Consider the following 16,419-nt stretch of genomic DNA (forward strand, 5'->3'; position numbering starts at 1 on the left):
CATGCAGACCACGTTAAGCGAACACGCACTGAAACTGCCTCGCGCTGCCGAAGCGCAACGTATCTTGCGCAGTTGCGTGCACTGCGGCTTCTGCAATGCAACGTGCCCGACCTATCAACTGCTGGGCGATGAACTGGATGGGCCACGCGGCCGCATTTATTTGATCAAGCAGGTACTCGAGGGGAACGAAGTCACGCGTAAAACCCAAGAGCATCTGGACCGCTGCCTGTCTTGCCGCAACTGCGAAACCACCTGTCCGTCCGGCGTCGATTATCACAACCTGCTGGACATCGGCCGCGCCGTGGTTGACGCCGCAGTGCCACGTTCACTGGGTCAGCGTGTGTTGCGCGAGGGCTTGCGCGCCATCGTGCCAAACCCGCAACTGTTCAAAGGGCTGGTCGCCAGCGGTCAAGTCTTCCGTGCACTGCTGCCCACCGCCCTGCAAGCAAAGTTGCCACACCGGGCGCAGCCGGCAAAGGCGCGCCCGACCAATCGCCATGCGCGGCACGTGCTGATGCTTGAAGGCTGTGTGCAGCCAGGTCTGTCACCCAATACCAATGCCGCCGCCGCCCGCGTGATGGATAGACTGGGGATCAGCGTGACCGCCGCCCGTGAGGCGGGTTGCTGCGGCGCTGTGGATTATCACCTCGATGCACAACAGGCAGGCCTTGACCGGGCCCGACGCAATATCGATGCGTGGTGGCCAGCCATTGAAAACGGGGCCGAGGCAATCGTCCAGACTGCGAGCGGTTGCGGTGCGTTCATCAAGGACTATGGGCATTTGCTTAGCACCGATCCGGCCTATGCCGACAAGGCGCGCAAGGTCAGCGCGCTGGCCAAGGACCTGGTCGAAGTATTGCGCGACGAACCACTGCACCTGCTCAACGCACACGCTGATCAGCGCTTGGCGGTCCACTGCCCCTGCACCTTGCAGCACGCACAAAAACTCGGCGGCGCGGTTGAAACGGTTCTCACGCAACTGGGTTTCGACCTGACACCGGTTCCCGACGGTCATCTATGCTGTGGCTCGGCAGGCACCTATTCGCTGACACAACCCGAACTGTCACGGCAACTGCGCGATAACAAGTTGAACGCACTGGAAAGCGGTCGTCCAGATGTTATTGTCACGGCCAACATCGGCTGTCAGTCACACCTCGATGGCGCGGGCCGAACCCCGGTAAGGCACTGGATCGAACTGGTCGAAGCCGCGCTGCCCCCATTAAATACTGGAGAATCTTCATGAAAACCAAAGCCATCCTGAGTCAGGTCGAAGTCAGCCAGATTCTTAACGCCGCACGCGCTGAAGCGCAGGCCAATCAATGGGCTGTCACCATCGTGGTGGTCGATGACGGTGGTCATCCCCTGGCGCTCGAACGTCTTGATGGTTGCGCCGCCATCGGTGCCTACATCGCCACTGAAAAGGCACGCACTTCAGCTTTGGGTCGGCGCGAATCAAAAGGCTATGAAGACATGGTCAATGGCGGCCGACACGCCTTTTTGTCCGCGCCATTGCTGACGTCCCTGGAAGGCGGCGTGCCGATCATGGTTGATGGCCAGGTGATCGGCGCCGTGGGCGTTTCCGGCGTCAAGGCCGAGCAGGACGCACAAGTCGCCAAAGCAGGCGCGCAGTGCCTGAGCTGATTTAGCAAGGCTTATTGGCGGGGCCGCCCCAGATAAAGCGTCACCAGGTCCAGGCACGCAGCAATCCCATGTTCGATGGATTTCATGTTCTTGCTGCGCTGCCAATCCAGCCATAAGCCGTCCAGCATCGCCATCAAAGCGTCTGCCGAGCGCTCTATCGCTTCCGGCGAAGAGTCATGCTCTTGCGCAATCTTGTTCAAGATTTCGAGCAACCGCTCCCGGTAAATGGCGTAAAGCTTGCGCTCAGTGTCGGCGATATTCTCGTGAAACAACGAGGCAGACCAAAAATCGATTCGCACCGACAGGTAACTGCGATCAAGAAACTGACCGGTAAAACCGCTGCGCAGAAAAATCTCCAACTGGCTCATCGAAGACCCGACTTTTGCCACAAGCCCAGCCTGGGTCGCCTCATACAATTTGCGCGAAGCGTATTTATAGGTTTCGACCAGCAGTTCGTTCATGTCCTTGAAGTGATATGAGATATGCCCCAGTGACATTTCAGCGCGAGCGGCGATTTTCCTGGCGGACAACTTTGCGTAGCCCTCTTCGCTCAGGCACAGAAAAGCGGACTTGATGATCTCCTCTTTGCGCTGTTCGGGGCTGTCATAAACTTTTTTGGGTGTTTGCCGCGCCATTGCCAAGTCCGAATCCAGTCAGAAAAAGAGGGCAGCATTGTCCCCTGCCCCCGATACCCCGTCAAACGCAAGCCCGCCAAGGGCTAGAGCTTTATCCAGGTTGATTTGAGTTCCGTGTATTTATCGAACGAATGCAATGATCGATCCCGCCCATTACCCGACTGCTTGAACCCGCCAAACGGCGCAGTCATGTCGCCTGCCGAATATTGGTTGACCCATACCGAGCCAGCCCGCACCGATTTGGCCACTAGATGTGCCTTGGACAAGTCACGCGTCCAGACAGCGGCAGCGAGGCCATAAGGTGTGTCGTTGGCAATCGCGACCGCTTCTTGCGCGGTGTCAAAAGAGATCACTGACAGCACCGGTCCGAATATTTCGGCTTGCGCGATGGTCATTGCATTGTTCACGCCGTCGAACACTGCCGGCTTCAAGTAACACCCCTCCACGCCCGCAATCCCGACCTCGCCGCCCTGTACCAAACGTGCGCCTTCGCCAATCCCCGTGTCGATGAATCCCCGAACCTGTGTCAGGTGTTGCTGATCGACCAATGCACCTAGTTTAGTCGCAGGGTCGAGAGGGTGCGCCGGCGTCCATGCCTCCAACGCTGATTGCAACAACTCCATGAATTGCGCCTGGGCGCTGCGTTCGATCAACAAGCGGGAACCTGCGACACAAACCTGGCCCTGGTTATAGGCAATGGCTGAAGCCGCGCTTAATGCGGCGGCTTGCAGATCCGGCGCATCGGCAAACACGATATTAGGGCTTTTACCACCGGCCTCGGTCCACACACGCTTCAGGTTCGAACGCCCAGAGGCGATCATCAACTCCTTGGCAATCCGGGTGGAACCGGTGAATGCGATGGCATCCACATCCATATGCAATGCAAGCGCGCTGCCGGCTTCGTGACCAAAACCTGGCAGGACATTGAACACGCCCGCAGGCAGGCCTGCTTGCGCGGCCAGTTGCGCGACCCGAATCGCCGTCAATGGCGAGCGTTCCGAGGGTTTGAGAATCACCGAGTTTCCAGTTGCCAACGCTGGACCCAGTTTCCAACTCGCCATCAGCAGTGGAAAGTTCCAGGGCACCACCACGGCGACCACGCCAACCGCTTCGCGGGTAATCAAGCCCAATTGGTCTGCAGCGGTCGGCGCAACTTCACCGTACACTTTGTCGATAGCCTCCGCGCTCCAACGGATAGCGTTGGCAGCTCCCGGAATGTCCACGTTCAGCGCATTGCTGATCGGTTTGCCCATGTCCAGCGTTTCGAGCAAAGCCAGTTCTTCGGCGTGCTGCTCGATAAGGTCGGCAAACGCGATTAAAACACGCTTGCGAACCACCGGCGCCATACGCGACCACGTACCCGCCTCGAACACCCTGCGTGCGCAAGCGACAGCCACGTCAACATCTTGCGAAGTGCACCGCGCAACGGAGGCGATCACGCGACCATCAATGGGGCTGATCTTTTCGAACACCTGCCCCTCAACAGCATGACGGTATTGACCATCGACAAAACACTGCCCGTTTGCCGTCAACGAAGCGGCCAATGTCGTCCAGTCTGAAAAGTTTTTCTGCAACATCTTTCGCTTCCTTATGCCTGTGATTGAGCCGAGCCACAGCGAACGAGATCATCCAGCCAATCAGGGTTCATTTGCGGCATGCTGTTAACGAGTTGAGTGACGTATTTATCGCACGGAGGTGTGAACACATGGCCCCGCTCTCCGTACTCGACGACATTTCCGGCCTTGAGCACGAGGACGTCATCGGCGATCGATTGCACCACCGTCAGGTCATGAGTGATGAAAAGATAAGACAGCCCAAGCGTGTTTTTCAGGTCATCGATCAAACGAAGAATACCTTCGGCCACGAGTTGATCGAGAGCGCTGGTGATCTCATCGCAGATAATCACCGCCGGGTCGGCAGCTAGTGCTCTGGCAATGCCCACACGCTGTTTTTGACCGCCGGACAACTCATGCGGAAGCCGCGAAAAAAACGTGTCTGGTTCAAGACCCACCGCGTCGAGAATTTCGCGGGTTCTGGCGTGCAGTCTTGCGCCTTTCAAATCACTGTAAAACCGCAATGGCCTGGCCACGATGTCACCGATACCATGCCTTGGGTTCAGCGCGGTGTCAGCCATCTGGTAGATCATTTGAATGGACTTCAATTGATCCCTGCTGCGTTTTTTGAATGAGCTTGCGAGCGCCACATCGTTGTAAGTGATGACTCCGTTCTTGATCGGCAGCAGGCCGGTGATACAACGCCCCAGGGTTGATTTACCGGACCCGGACTCCCCCACGACCGCCAATGTACGGCCGCGATACAGATCGAACGAAATCCCTTCAATCACATTCTTGCGCCCGTAACCAGCTTCGATGTTTTTCACCGACAGTACAGGCTTGGCAGTGCCGCTGACCGGTGGCTGCGGAGCGCACGCCAGGTTGCGTACGGCCCAAAGCGATTGGGTGTAACGTTCGACCGGGTTTTCGATCAGTCGCCGCTTGTCCCCGGACTCGACGACACTCCCGTCCTTCAACACCACCACCTGATCAGCCATCTGAGCCACGACTGCCAGATCGTGGGAAATGTAGATCGCCGCGACCTGAAACTCGCGCACCAACTCACGAATGGTCAGCAGCACATCAATCTGGGTGGTGACGTCGAGCGCTGTCGTCGGTTCGTCGAAAATAATCAGATCGGGACGGCAGGACATTGCCATCGCAGTCATCACGCGCTGCAACTGGCCACCGGATACTTGATGCGGGTAACGCAAGCCAATCGTTTCCGGCTCAGGCAGCGAAATTTTCCGGTAAAGGTCTATCGCTTCGCGCCGAGCCACCTCACGGTTGGCAACGCCGTGTTCGATCGCGCTCTCGCAGTGTTGATCAATCAGCTTGTGGGCCGGGTTGAAACTCGCCGCAGCAGACTGTGCGACGTAAGCAATCCGGGCGCCCAACAACGCTTGGTGGCGAGCGGGCGAAAGACTGCGCATATCGATGCCGTCGAACACAACCTCGCCAGCCGAAATTCTGCAGCCTTCTCGGGTGTACCCCATTGCAGCGAGCCCGATGGATGACTTTCCAGCACCCGACTCACCCACCAGCCCCAAGATCTTGCCCGGCTCCAATTCGAGATCAACTCCATGAACGATTTCGGTCCAGCCATCTGCTGAAGCGGCTTCGATACGAAGGCCGGTAATTTTTAGGAGTGGCTCAGACATGCTCATAATCCCCACACATTTTTATGTTTTTTGGCTTGTATTCGAATCAGCGACGCTGCGCTAAAAACCAATCGACGACGAAGTTGACGGCAATCGCCAGCACCCCGATTGCGGCAGCGGGAATCAAAGGCGTAAGGTCGCCAAACGAGATCAATGACGCGTTCTCGCGCACCATGCTCCCCCAATCGGCCATGGGTGGCTGGAGCCCAAGACCGAGAAAAGACAATGACGATATCGTCAGGAAAACAAAGCAGAAGCGCAGCCCGAATTCAGCAATCAGCGGCGCTCTGACGTTCGGCAAAAGCTCTACAAAAACCAGCCAATACAGGCCTTCACCGCGCAGCCGCGCCACTTCCATGTAATCGGTAACCATCACATTCATCGCCACCGATTTGGCAAGCCGATAGATGCGCGTGGCATCGACCAGTGCGATGACAAACACCAGGTTGAGCAAACTTGTACCGAATATCGTCAGTAACAATAGGGCACCAATCAACTGCGGTACCGACATCAGCATATCGACCAAGCGCGACAACACGGCTTCGTACCAGCCACCGACAGTGGCTGCGACCAGCCCCAATACACCGCCCATAAAAAAAGCCAACAGCGTGGACAACAGCGCGATACCGATCGTGTTGCGCGCACCGAAGATCAATCTTGAAAACATGTCGCGGCCCAGGTTATCGGTGCCCAACCAGGTCTGGGCGTTCCAGGGGTCATATTCGCCACCGACAATTTGTGTTTCGTTGTAAGGCGTTATATAGGGACCGAAGACCGCCATAAACGCGTATACCACAATAATCAGAACCCCCAGACGCGCCGTCCAGGACATAGACTTGAAAACTGTCAGCATGTTCATGCGCAGATCCTTTACTTGCGATGCAGTAAACGAGGATTAGTGGCGATAGAGATGATATCGGCGAGCAAGTTGATGCTGATATACACCACGGCGAAGATACAACAGCACGCCTGCACAACCATAAAGTCACGCTTGACCACTGAGTCCACCATTAATTGCCCGAGCCCTGGGTAAACAAACACAACTTCGACTACCACCACGCCCGTTATCAGATATGCCAGGTTAACCGCCACCACATTCACGATAGGCGCCCATGCATTGGGCAGCGCATGGCGAACTACAACTCTGAACCGGGACAGCCCCTTTAGCCTGGCCATTTCGATATACGGCAACATGAGTAAATCAAGTACCGCGACACGTGTCATGCGCATCATGTGCGCGGTAATTACCAGCGTCAGGGTCATTACCGGTAGAAATGCAGAATGGAGCCGGTCGGTAAAACTGGCGGATTGCGGGACATCAGCGATAGAGGGAAACACCGAATACGTAACGGAGAATAAAAGAATCAATATGTAGCCAATAAAGAATTCTGGAAGTGATACTGCCGCCAGAGAAATAACGTTCACAATACGGTCGTAAAGAGAGTCTTTATAAAGCGCCGCAAACAGGCCCAACGTGATGGCTAACGGTACCGCAATGAACGCGGTATACGATGCCAGGAAAAGTGTATTGGCCAGCCTCTGCCCGATCATTTCAGCCACTGGCTGTCCGTTGGACAATGAGGTACCGAAATCACCCTGAAGGCTGCCGTATAACCAATGCAAATAACGGGTCAACGGCGACTGATCCAGCCCCAGGTCATGCCGCAGTGCGGCTAATGTTTCAGGGGTTGCAGACTGTCCCAGGATTTGCTGAGCCATGTCGCCAGGCAACATCTGCACGGCTACAAAAATGATCGCTGACACGCATAGTAAGGTGAATATTCCGATAAGTACTCGCCGCAAGATCACCTGATACAACATACCCATAACGTTTACCTGCTGACCTGAAGAGATAACGTTCTTTTTATAAATTGATCGGCTGGAAGGATCAGACGCCCATCAGCCAACCAAATGTGAGCAACGTCAGGAATCCACTTTTTCGAGGAAGGTTTTTATAAACGGCGCGACGCGGTCACTGGCCTCGATCAATATGGCGTGCTTTAACCCAGGCATGATCGCCAGTTGTGAGTTGGGCAATGCATCGGCAATTTTCTGGTTCAACTCCGGATTGCAGCCACCATCAAGCTCGCCAGTCAACACCAGGCACGGCTGTTCGATTTCGTGCAACCAGGGCGACATCTCAGTCTGGGCATAGACACGGAACACGTTGAGGAAAACCTCACCATCAGTGTCGATCACCTGCTGCTTGCGCCACTCGATCACCTCTGGATGTTGTGCGCAGAACGCTTCGGTGAACCAACGCTGCGTCAGGGTCTGCAACACTTGCGCAATACCCTTGCTCTCCATGGCGCGTACGACGTTCAACACGTTTTCGCTGTCTTGCGCAGAACGGAATGCGGCAGTCGACAACAACCCGATACTCAGCACGCGCTCGGGGTACTTGTGGGCATACGCGGGGCCGATCATGCCACCCAGTGAATGCCCGACAATGTGCATCCGCTCTACGCCCAAGCGCTGACGAAGTGCCTCCAGGTCCGCCACCAGCTCATCCAGCCCGAAAGGTTCGTCTGGCACCGGCGATTCACCATGACCGCGCAGGTCGTAGCGAATACAGGTGTACCGATCCTTCAAGGCAGCGGTAATTTTGTCCCAACCCGTCTTGCGCGCGCCGATGCCATGAATCATCACCAGCGCCGGGCCTTGTCCCTCAACCGCTACAGCACACTCAATCGCCTTGCTCATGACTCACCTCTCTACGACGACTTATGCGCATTTTCAGCAATCACATCCGCGTACGGCCTGCCCGCCGAACCCCAGTTAACTGGATCGACTTCCTTAAGTAATATCGTTATCCCCTGAGCCGTACCGCCACAAACATTCACATAACTGTCCGTCAACGCTTTAATCAACTCGCGCTTGGTGTCCGGGGTTCTCCCTGGAAACAACTCAACTGTAATTACAGGCATTAGCCGACCCTCTTTTTTATAGTTTTAACGCGCCTGGAAAAATGAGGAATTATCTCTTCACCGAACCGGCGAATCATGTCGAGCGAATCTTCTTGGGACTGGCCGAAGTTTGACGTCATGATGACTTCATCAATACCTGCCTCGGCATACTTACCCAACTGATCCAGCATTTTATCTTTGGTGCAAATCAGTAAATTCTCGCCAAGTTCCTCGATCGACTGCTTGCGCGGCAGCGGTTCTATACTGCCCGCCGTCACCTGGCCCGGACCGGTGAAAACATTGTCAAAACGTTTGTAGTAATCAAATGCCAGGTTAATCTTTTCCTTGGCATCCGCTTCATCTTTAGCCAGGTAGATTGCACGCTGTAGTGATAACCGACTGTTGGCTGTTCTTGTGGCAACTTCAGCCTTACCGCGGCGGAAGGCATTCACCTGTTCCAGCAACATCTGGTGATCGCCGCTCAGGGGCGTGGTTTGAACCGAATACCCTTGTTTGGCACAGGCAAATATCCCTTCAGGTACCATCGTAGCGACCATCAACGGAATAGTGCGTTCGGGGCGAGGCATAATAGTCAACGAATCAAACGTGTAGTACTTACCGTCCCATGACACGTCTTTTTCGGTCAGCAGCGCTTTTAACACCGCAAGGGATTCATCGAATCGCTCCCGCGTTGAATCCATGGGTACGCCCAGACGCTCTATTTCATACTTGAACGCCCCACGCCCTACTCCGAGCACCAACCGTTGGTCAGTCATTGCATCCGCTTGAACAACTTCGCCGGCAAATACCCGCATATCACGAACTGGCAATACAACGATTGATGTCACCAGTTCGATGTGCTTAGTGACCGATGCGATTTTTACAGCCATTTGCAATGGCGACGGCACTAGCAAAATGTTGATCAGGTGATGTTCAGGAATTGAAATACCGACATAGCCGGCCTTCTCGGCCTCAATGGCTTGCTCGACCATACATTGGTACAACTTCTTGCCAGAACCCAGATGATCAGGCAGGTAAGCACTTAGAAAATGATTAAATTCCATATTAAAACCCACTTTATAAAAATCGGATGTTTGAGTTAGTTACTCAGTTTCATCCTATTCAGCCGAGACTGTTACTCACGGAAAAATTGATGTAACTGCCTCGAAAGTATCCCAACGGGCTGCCCGCCGTACTTGCATACCGGGTAACTTCACCAATAAGAATCAGATGATCGCCTGCATCAATGCACTGACTTCTTTTGCAGCACATCACGCTCAGGCTGTTAGCCAGGCTTGGCGCCATGGCCTCATCCAGCAGTTTCACACCCTCAAACTTGTTGGCCGTGCGCCCGGCGAAGGTGTTCGACAGGTCGCGCTGCCATTCCCCCAGCACGTTGATCGCGAAGTGCTCGGCCTCACTGTAGGCTGCAAGGCTGTTGGAGTTCTTGGCGATACACACCAAGACCAGCGCAGGGTCCAGCGACACTGAAGTGAATGAGTTGGCGGTAAACCCGCGAGGCAAGCCCTCACTGTCCCACGCTGTGACGACGGTGACGCCCGTCATGAAGCTTCCAAATACATCACGCAGGCTTCGAGTTTCCTCGCTGCTGACATCCCGCCATTCAAGGTTGTTCATAATGAATACCGCCTTTCATTACTCAGGAAAGTGACCAGCGCTCGATGGCGCGCATGCCATCCAGTGCCATGTTCCCCGCCACTGGGCTTGAGGTCACAACGTTGGTGCCCATCCCCATGATGTAATTCATGAACATCGGCACAATCGTCGACCCTTCATCGCGCAGTTGCTGTTGCATCTCCCAGTAAATTTGCGTGCGCCGCGTATCATCGAGTTCTGATCGCGCCATGAGCATCAGTTTGTCGAAGCGCTCGTTGTTCCACTGCGTATCGCCCCAGGAGGCGCCGGTTGCGTATATCTGGCTGAAGATCCAGTCAGGAGTTGGCCGGCCGGTCCAGTAGCACATGCAAAATGGCTTTTTGGACCAGACATTGATCCAGTAACCGTCGTTGGATTCTCGGACCACCTTGAGGTTGATTCCCGATTTGCGTGCACTTTCTTCAAACAGAACGGCGGCATCAACCGCACCGGCAAAGGCTGCATCGGCAGCGCTGATGTTGATATCGAGACTGTCGAGCCCGGCCTGTTTCAGGTAGAAACGTGCCTTGTCCGGGTCGTATTGGCGCTGGGCTAAATCTTTGTTGAAGTACTTTTGCTGCGCGCCTATCGGGTGGTCATTGCCCACCGAACCGTGCCCACGCAGCAAGGTTTTGACCCATTGCTCGCGGTCCACCGCGTGCTTGAGCGCCAACCGCACATTGTTGTCCTGGAAGGGGCTGACCTTGGCGATCATGGGCATGGTGGCGTGGTTGTATCCCGCCACTTCCTCGATGCGCACCTTGTTGCTGCGCTGGAGTAATGACAAGGTTTTGATTTCGACCCGGTTGATCACATTGACCTTACCGGTAAGCAACGCATTCTGGCGGGCTACCGGGTCGGAAATCGCGATGAGTTCCGCCTCTTCGACGTGTGCGCGATCAGGCTTCCAATAGCTTGGGTTTCTGACCACCAGCGCACGAACACCCGGGTTGTATTCCTTGAGCACGTAACCGCCAGTGCCGTTGCCGGATCGCCAATCAGCCTGCCCGTCCGCCCCACGCGGTAGAATGCTCAGGTGGTAATCACTCATTAACGTCGGGAAATCAGCGTTACCACTTTTGAGCACGACTTTGAGAGTCGTGGCATCAACCGCGACGATTTCATCAATTTGCGAAACAATAGATTTCGACAGTGACTTGGAGCCATCCCGACGATGGTAATCGAGCGTTGCGAGAACATCGTCCGAGGTGAACGTTTTGCCGTTGTGAAACTGCACACCGCTGCGCAACTTGAACGTCCAGACCTTGGCATCCGGCGAAGCTTCCCATGATTCTGCAAGCTCGGGCACCGGATTGCCTGTGGCATCCACTTCAACCAAATTGCCGCGCAAGGACTGCGATAGCAGCATCATGAAATCGTCTTCAGCAAGACCCGGATCAAGGCTATCGGTGGTCGACGCCCCGGCGAGGCCGAAAATCAGGCGCCCGCCCTTTTTCGGCTGCGCAAACACCGACATTGGCAAACCGCTCAACGCCACTCCGGCAAAGAGCAACCCTGCCGTGCCTTTGACCACCTCACGACGGGATAGACCAAACGACATCTCTTCGGGACGCTTATCTCTCATGTCAGACCCCAAACTCTGTACGATCGTACAGTCACGTGCCAAAAAAATAGTCCGCAAGCAGGCTGGCCTTTGACGGCCATTACACTCGGAAGGACTGAGCATTAACTAGGAGTTTCCCTAGGCATGAGGTTTTATAGCATTGGCTCTGAAAGCTGGCAAGATTATTTTGTACGGTCGTACAGATATTATAAGCTGTTAAGCGAATGTGCCCACAGCCACAGGCTCAAGCCTGCAGCTGTCGGCGATCAGGGGGTGTCTCAACTGCGCTCCAGCCATGCACGGGCGATTTCCTCGCGCGTGGCAAACCAGACGTCACCGTGCTGGTTAGCGAACTCGATAAATTGCTTGATCGCTCGCACTCGTCCGGGACGCCCCACCATGCGTGGGTGCAACCCGATCGACATCATGCGCGGGCCTTCAGCCGACTCTTCGTAGAGCACCTCGAAGCTTTCTTTCATGTACTCCAGAAAGTCCGACGCCTGGGAAAGTCCGGGCGAGTTCCAGTAGCGGAAATCGTTGACGTCAGCGGTGTACGGCACCACCAGATGACGTTTGCCCTCGACGTCGACGAAGTACGGAATATCGTCGTTATAGGCGTCGGAGTCGTAGAGAAAGCCGCCCTCTTCGGCGACCAGGCGCCGGGTGTTGACGCTGGCGCCGTAGCGGCAATACCAGCCCACGGGACGTTTGCCACAGGTGCGTTTGAAGGACTCAATGGCCAGGCGCATGTGTTCGCGCTCCTGCTCTTCGGTGAGGCGAAACACTTCTTCCCAGCGATAACCGTGGCTACAGATTTCATGCCCCCCCGCGACCGCCGCCCGGGCCACGTCGGGGTTTTGCTCGAAGGCCACTGCGCACGCATGAAACGTGGCGCGCACCTGCTGCTGTTCCAGGATCTCCAGAATGCGCCAGATGCCCACGCGCGAACCGTATTCGTACATCGACTCCATTGCCAGGTTGCGGGTGCCGTCCGGTATCGAGTAACTGCCCCATTCGGTCATTGATTCCTGGTCTGGATCACCCATCGCCAATGAGCGCTCGGAGCCCTCTTCATAGTTGATAACCAGGCTGATCGCCAGGCGCGCACCATTGGGCCAGGTGCCTTTCGGACGTTCTTTGCCGTAACCGATCAAATCGCGTGCAGGTGAAACCATCGGGATATTCTCCTGAAACTCTGGCTTATGAATAAAGGGTAAAACGGGGACTCAACAGTCGATATCGTTCAACCGGTCATGGTTCAGGGTGCCCCACTCACGAAAGGCCAGGCCCATGGCCAGGGTTTGCGCGACACAGAACGAGGCAGTGAGCGAGCGGAAACCAAGCAATTGCGCATCGTTGACCTCGATGACCGTGTCGGCCATCTGCCCGATTGGGCTCAAGACGCTGTCGGTGATTGCCACCAGCGTTACGCCCGCCTCCCGTGCCTGGCGACATGCCTCAACGGTGTCGTTGGCGTATGGCGGAAAGCTCACGGCAATCAATAGATCGTCGTTGGCAATCGCGCTCACCTGCTCGGGCAACGTGCCGCCAGCACCGCTGATGTGCACGGTTCGCCGACCGACGCGGCTCAATGCATAACTCAGGTAAGCCGCCACCGGAAAGGCACGACGCATGCCGATGACGAAGGTGGTACGCGCCACTTGCAGGTGCGCAATCGCCTCTTCGATATTGGCCTGTTCGCCACCTTCGGCCAGGTGCTCCAGCGACACGATATTGGCCTGGCTGAACTCACGCAAAATCCCGCCGACATCGCTCGGATCCTCGAGCAATGTTTCACCGCCGTAGTGACGAATGCGCTCGCTGTAATGCGTGTCGGCAGCCTGTTGCAGCGGTGCGCGAAACAGCCGCTGCAGGTCCTTGAACCCCGCAAAACCAAGTGCCTGCGCCAACCGGATGTAAGCGGACGGCGCAATACTGGAGCGCTTGCCCAGTTCGGCCACCGTGTTGAGCGCGACCTCATGCGGGTTGTCGATCAGGAACCTGGCTGCATCACGCAGTCGGCCGGTCAGTTGATCGTGCTGGGCAGCAATGGTGTCGCGCAGCTCGGCAAGGGTTTCAGGCAAGGCCATAAGGAAGGCTCATAAAATTAAAAGTGTGCGCGCTTATCAACGCAACGCAGTGATGGCTTGATCCAGCGCAATGACCAGCCGGTCGACTTCTTCCAGCGTGTTGTAATGCGCTAACGAGACGCGCACGACGCCGCCCAATGGAGCCAGCCCAAGGGCTTCGATAAGTCGTCGGGCGTAGAAGTCACCAAAACGGATACCGATCCGGTGTTCATCGACGTGGCGCACGATGGCTTCGGACTGCACGCCTGGCACTACAAAACTGATGGTAGGCACTCGATCGCGCGTGTGCGCCTTGCCGATGATGCGAACGCCCTCACGTTGGCGCAAGAATGCCAACAGGCGCTCGGCGAGTGCATCTTCCTGCACCTCGAAGGCATCGAACGCCGCTTGCATGCGCTTGCGCTCGTTGCCCTGCGCGCCAAGCCGGGTGCTGATATCGAGCAGGTAATCGGTAATGCCGATGCAGCCGTACGACAGTTCATAGTTCACGTTGCCCGGTTGCAGTTTGTATGGCACCACGTCCTGGCCAATAAAGAAGTGGTTGAGGCTTTGCAACTGCAGCAACAGATAACGTCGGCCCCACAGCACGGCAAAGTGCGGGCCGAACGTTTTGTAGAAGCTGTAGACGTAGAAATCAGCGCCGCTGGCCTGCACATCCACCAGGCGATGTGGCGCATAGGCAACCGCATCCACGCACAGTTTGGCGCCCACGGCATGCACGCGCCGCGCAACCTCGGCCACCGGATTCACCGAGCCGAGAATATTCGAGGTGTGGGTCATCGCCACATAGCGGGTTTTTTCATTGAGCAATAGCTGCAAGTCATCCAGTTCCAGCTCACAACTGTCGAGGTTGACCTGCCACACCCGCAAGGTCGCGCCTTGGCTCTCGCACAACTTCACCCAAGGGCCGATGTTCGCTTCGTGATCGCAATTGGTGACGATGATTTCATCACCGGGGACGATTGAAGGCGCGATGGCACGGCACAGGATCTGCAGCAGGTGGGTGGTCGAGCCGCCCATGATCACTTCTTCAGGGTGCTCGGCGTTGATCAGTTGCATCACCGAATGCCGCGCCTGCATCACGCGCTCGCCAGCGTCCACTGAAGGCTGGTAAGACGCGCCCAACTGCACGCTACTGTTGAGCAGATAGTCACTGACCCGGGCCGCCACGGCGCTCAGCACCATCGAACCACCGGCGTTGTCCATGTAGGCGTAGCCCGTGGCCAGGCCTGGAAATTGCGTTCGAACGTAATCGATATCGAGGGATTTCACTTAACTGTCTCCAGTCGGGTTCAATGATGCAGGATGGCCTGCAGGAACGCTTTGGTGCGCGGTTCCTGCGGCGAGGTAAAGAACGGTTCAGGGGTGTTCTGCTCAACGATGCGTCCGCTTTCCATGAAAATCACCCGGTCGGCAACGCGGCGCGCAAAGCCCATTTCGTGGGTCACCACTACCATCGTCACGCCAGAGCGCGCGAGGTTTTGCATGACATCCAACACTTCGCCGACCATCTCCGGGTCCAGCGCCGACGTCGGTTCGTCGAACAGGATGGCACGAGGCTCCATGGCCATGGTGCGCGCAATGGCAACCCGTTGTTGCTGGCCGCCGGACAATTGGCTTGGGTATTTGTGGGCGTGATCGCCCATGCCCACTTTCACCAGCAACTCCTTGGCCCTGGCATGCGCATCACGCCGGCTCAGGCCGCGCACACGAATCGGCGCCAGCGATACATTGTCCAACACAGTGAGGTGCGGGTAGAGGTTGAAACTCTGGAACACCATGCCCACTTCGCTGCGAATCGCCGCCAGTCGCGGGCCACTTTCGACTCGCTCGCCGGCCACGCGAATATGACCTTGCTGGTAGTTTTCGAGCATATTGATGCAGCGAATCAGGGTTGACTTACCGGAGCCCGAAGGCCCGAGGATCACCACCACTTCGCCCTCTTCCACTTGCAGATTGATGTCGCTCAATGCCTGGAAGCTGCCGTAGTACTTGTCGAGTTTTTCAATGTCGATCAACGTGCTCATGCGGTCTTGCCTCCTTTGGCATTGCGCCGTTCAACCCAACTGACCATCTGTACCAGCGGCAACAGCAGCAACAGGTACAACAACGCAGCGCCCACCAGCGGTGTCGGGTTGGCCGCCAAGGCCTGGGCTTGCGTTGCCTGCTTGAGCAAGTCCGGCATCGCCACCACCGAGGCGAGCGCGGTGTCCTTCATCACGTTGATGCAGTTGCTGGTCATCGGCGGCATCACGATACGAATCGCCTGCGGCAGGATGACGTCGCGCATGGTGTTGAAAAAGCTCATGCCCTGCGAGGCGGACGCCTCGAACTGACCCCGGGGAATGGCTTCGATGCCGGAACGAAAAATCTCCGCGCTGTAGGCGCATGACACCAGTGACAGGGCGCTGGCCGCCGCGGCAAATGACGACAATCGAATGCCGACAAAGGGCAGCGCGTAGTAGATGAGTACCAGCAGAACCAACAAGGGAATAGAACGCATGATGTCGATATACACGCGTGCCAATACGCGTACCGGTGCGTATGAATACAAGCGCAACAGGGCCAGCAACAGCCCACCCACCAGGCCCAGGACAATACTCGTCACCCCAAGCAGGATGGTCACGCCGAGCCCGCGCAGCATCATCGGCAATGACTCGACCAGCACATTCCAGTTAAAAAATGTCTGCAACAGATCCATGGAAAACCTCGG

Annotated in this window: 17 protein-coding genes; 2 read left to right on the top strand and 15 right to left on the bottom strand. The window is 56.3% G+C overall.

Annotated elements, in window-relative coordinates; translation table 11 throughout:
• Position 1: 1 nt before the first annotated feature.
• Positions 2-1,243, top strand: coding sequence for a glycolate oxidase subunit GlcF (gene glcF / locus ACQR3R_RS09390; RefSeq protein WP_428271781.1), 1,242 nt, complete (start codon positions 2-4; stop codon positions 1,241-1,243).
• A complete protein-coding gene (locus ACQR3R_RS09395; RefSeq protein WP_428271782.1) occupies positions 1,240-1,641 on the top strand; it encodes a heme-binding protein in 402 nt (133 codons plus the stop codon). The genes glcF and ACQR3R_RS09395 overlap by 4 nt, the downstream gene beginning before the upstream one ends.
• Positions 1,642-1,652: 11 nt before the next feature.
• Here the strand turns inward: ACQR3R_RS09395 and ACQR3R_RS09400 are convergent, their stop codons facing one another.
• From ACQR3R_RS09400 to ACQR3R_RS09470, 15 genes are all read right to left on the bottom strand, one after another.
• Complete coding sequence (locus tag ACQR3R_RS09400) at positions 1,653-2,276, bottom strand: TetR family transcriptional regulator C-terminal domain-containing protein (RefSeq protein WP_428271783.1); 624 nt, start codon at positions 2,274-2,276, stop codon at positions 1,653-1,655.
• 83 nt (positions 2,277-2,359) lie between these two features.
• Complete coding sequence (locus ACQR3R_RS09405; protein ID WP_428271784.1) at positions 2,360-3,853, bottom strand: aldehyde dehydrogenase family protein; 1,494 nt, start codon at positions 3,851-3,853, stop codon at positions 2,360-2,362.
• A gap of 11 nt (positions 3,854-3,864) precedes the next feature.
• A complete protein-coding gene (locus tag ACQR3R_RS09410) occupies positions 3,865-5,490 on the bottom strand; it encodes an ATP-binding cassette domain-containing protein (RefSeq protein WP_428271785.1) in 1,626 nt (541 codons plus the stop codon).
• 46 nt (positions 5,491-5,536) lie between these two features.
• Positions 5,537-6,349: an ABC transporter permease subunit gene (locus ACQR3R_RS09415; RefSeq protein WP_428271786.1), complete on the bottom strand. Its 813-nt coding sequence runs from the start codon at positions 6,347-6,349 to the stop codon at positions 5,537-5,539.
• A gap of 11 nt (positions 6,350-6,360) precedes the next feature.
• Positions 6,361-7,317 carry an ABC transporter permease subunit gene (locus ACQR3R_RS09420; protein WP_428271787.1) on the bottom strand — a complete coding sequence of 319 codons (957 nt, stop codon included), beginning with the start codon at positions 7,315-7,317 and terminating at the stop codon, positions 6,361-6,363.
• A 96-nt stretch (positions 7,318-7,413) separates the two neighbouring features.
• Positions 7,414-8,193 (bottom strand): alpha/beta fold hydrolase, encoded by a 780-nt coding sequence (locus ACQR3R_RS09425; RefSeq protein WP_428271788.1) that lies wholly within the window; start codon positions 8,191-8,193, stop codon positions 7,414-7,416.
• Positions 8,194-8,204: 11 nt separating this feature from the next.
• Complete coding sequence (locus tag ACQR3R_RS09430; RefSeq protein WP_428271790.1) at positions 8,205-8,417, bottom strand: tautomerase family protein; 213 nt, start codon at positions 8,415-8,417, stop codon at positions 8,205-8,207.
• Positions 8,417-9,460 carry an LLM class flavin-dependent oxidoreductase gene (locus ACQR3R_RS09435; protein WP_428271791.1) on the bottom strand — a complete coding sequence of 348 codons (1,044 nt, stop codon included), beginning with the start codon at positions 9,458-9,460 and terminating at the stop codon, positions 8,417-8,419. Before ACQR3R_RS09435 ends, ACQR3R_RS09430 begins: the two co-directional genes overlap by 1 nt.
• A gap of 58 nt (positions 9,461-9,518) precedes the next feature.
• Positions 9,519-10,034: a flavin reductase gene (locus tag ACQR3R_RS09440; RefSeq protein WP_428271792.1), complete on the bottom strand. Its 516-nt coding sequence runs from the start codon at positions 10,032-10,034 to the stop codon at positions 9,519-9,521.
• A gap of 22 nt (positions 10,035-10,056) precedes the next feature.
• Positions 10,057-11,637, bottom strand: coding sequence for an ABC transporter substrate-binding protein (locus tag ACQR3R_RS09445; RefSeq protein WP_428271793.1), 1,581 nt, complete (start codon positions 11,635-11,637; stop codon positions 10,057-10,059).
• A 257-nt stretch (positions 11,638-11,894) separates the two neighbouring features.
• Positions 11,895-12,791, bottom strand: coding sequence for a polysaccharide deacetylase family protein (locus ACQR3R_RS09450; protein ID WP_428271794.1), 897 nt, complete (start codon positions 12,789-12,791; stop codon positions 11,895-11,897).
• Positions 12,792-12,842: 51 nt separating this feature from the next.
• Positions 12,843-13,706, bottom strand: a complete 864-nt coding sequence (locus ACQR3R_RS09455) for an SIS domain-containing protein (RefSeq protein WP_428271795.1) — start codon at positions 13,704-13,706, stop codon at positions 12,843-12,845.
• Positions 13,707-13,742: 36 nt separating this feature from the next.
• Positions 13,743-14,978, bottom strand: a complete 1,236-nt coding sequence (locus ACQR3R_RS09460; protein WP_428271797.1) for a cysteine desulfurase-like protein — start codon at positions 14,976-14,978, stop codon at positions 13,743-13,745.
• A 20-nt stretch (positions 14,979-14,998) separates the two neighbouring features.
• A complete protein-coding gene (locus ACQR3R_RS09465) occupies positions 14,999-15,733 on the bottom strand; it encodes an ATP-binding cassette domain-containing protein (RefSeq protein ID WP_428271798.1) in 735 nt (244 codons plus the stop codon).
• Positions 15,730-16,407, bottom strand: a complete 678-nt coding sequence (locus tag ACQR3R_RS09470) for an ABC transporter permease subunit (RefSeq protein ID WP_428271799.1) — start codon at positions 16,405-16,407, stop codon at positions 15,730-15,732. The genes ACQR3R_RS09465 and ACQR3R_RS09470 overlap by 4 nt, the downstream gene beginning before the upstream one ends.
• Positions 16,408-16,419: the final 12 nt, after the last annotated feature.

Source organism: Gordonia sp. IEGM753, assembly GCF_050321825.1.
Taxonomy (GTDB): Bacteria; Pseudomonadota; Gammaproteobacteria; order Pseudomonadales; family Pseudomonadaceae; genus Aquipseudomonas.

Excerpts from the sequence above, each read along its gene's own strand:
- glcF (WP_428271781.1), top strand. The coding sequence starts at position 2 with ATGCAGACCACGTTAAGCGAACACGCACTGAAACTGCCTCGCGCTGCC.
- ACQR3R_RS09395 (WP_428271782.1), top strand. The coding sequence starts at position 1,240 with ATGAAAACCAAAGCCATCCTGAGTCAGGTCGAAGTCAGCCAGATTCTT.
- ACQR3R_RS09400 (WP_428271783.1), bottom strand. The coding sequence starts at position 2,276 with ATGGCGCGGCAAACACCCAAAAAAGTTTATGACAGCCCCGAACAGCGC.
- ACQR3R_RS09405 (WP_428271784.1), bottom strand. The coding sequence starts at position 3,853 with ATGTTGCAGAAAAACTTTTCAGACTGGACGACATTGGCCGCTTCGTTG.
- ACQR3R_RS09410 (WP_428271785.1), bottom strand. The coding sequence starts at position 5,490 with ATGTCTGAGCCACTCCTAAAAATTACCGGCCTTCGTATCGAAGCCGCT.
- ACQR3R_RS09415 (WP_428271786.1), bottom strand. The coding sequence starts at position 6,349 with ATGAACATGCTGACAGTTTTCAAGTCTATGTCCTGGACGGCGCGTCTG.
- ACQR3R_RS09420 (WP_428271787.1), bottom strand. The coding sequence starts at position 7,317 with ATGGGTATGTTGTATCAGGTGATCTTGCGGCGAGTACTTATCGGAATA.
- ACQR3R_RS09425 (WP_428271788.1), bottom strand. The coding sequence starts at position 8,193 with ATGAGCAAGGCGATTGAGTGTGCTGTAGCGGTTGAGGGACAAGGCCCG.
- ACQR3R_RS09430 (WP_428271790.1), bottom strand. The coding sequence starts at position 8,417 with ATGCCTGTAATTACAGTTGAGTTGTTTCCAGGGAGAACCCCGGACACC.
- ACQR3R_RS09435 (WP_428271791.1), bottom strand. The coding sequence starts at position 9,460 with ATGGAATTTAATCATTTTCTAAGTGCTTACCTGCCTGATCATCTGGGT.
- ACQR3R_RS09440 (WP_428271792.1), bottom strand. The coding sequence starts at position 10,034 with ATGAACAACCTTGAATGGCGGGATGTCAGCAGCGAGGAAACTCGAAGC.
- ACQR3R_RS09445 (WP_428271793.1), bottom strand. The coding sequence starts at position 11,637 with ATGAGAGATAAGCGTCCCGAAGAGATGTCGTTTGGTCTATCCCGTCGT.
- ACQR3R_RS09450 (WP_428271794.1), bottom strand. The coding sequence starts at position 12,791 with ATGGTTTCACCTGCACGCGATTTGATCGGTTACGGCAAAGAACGTCCG.
- ACQR3R_RS09455 (WP_428271795.1), bottom strand. The coding sequence starts at position 13,706 with ATGGCCTTGCCTGAAACCCTTGCCGAGCTGCGCGACACCATTGCTGCC.
- ACQR3R_RS09465 (WP_428271798.1), bottom strand. The coding sequence starts at position 15,733 with ATGAGCACGTTGATCGACATTGAAAAACTCGACAAGTACTACGGCAGC.
- ACQR3R_RS09470 (WP_428271799.1), bottom strand. The coding sequence starts at position 16,407 with ATGGATCTGTTGCAGACATTTTTTAACTGGAATGTGCTGGTCGAGTCA.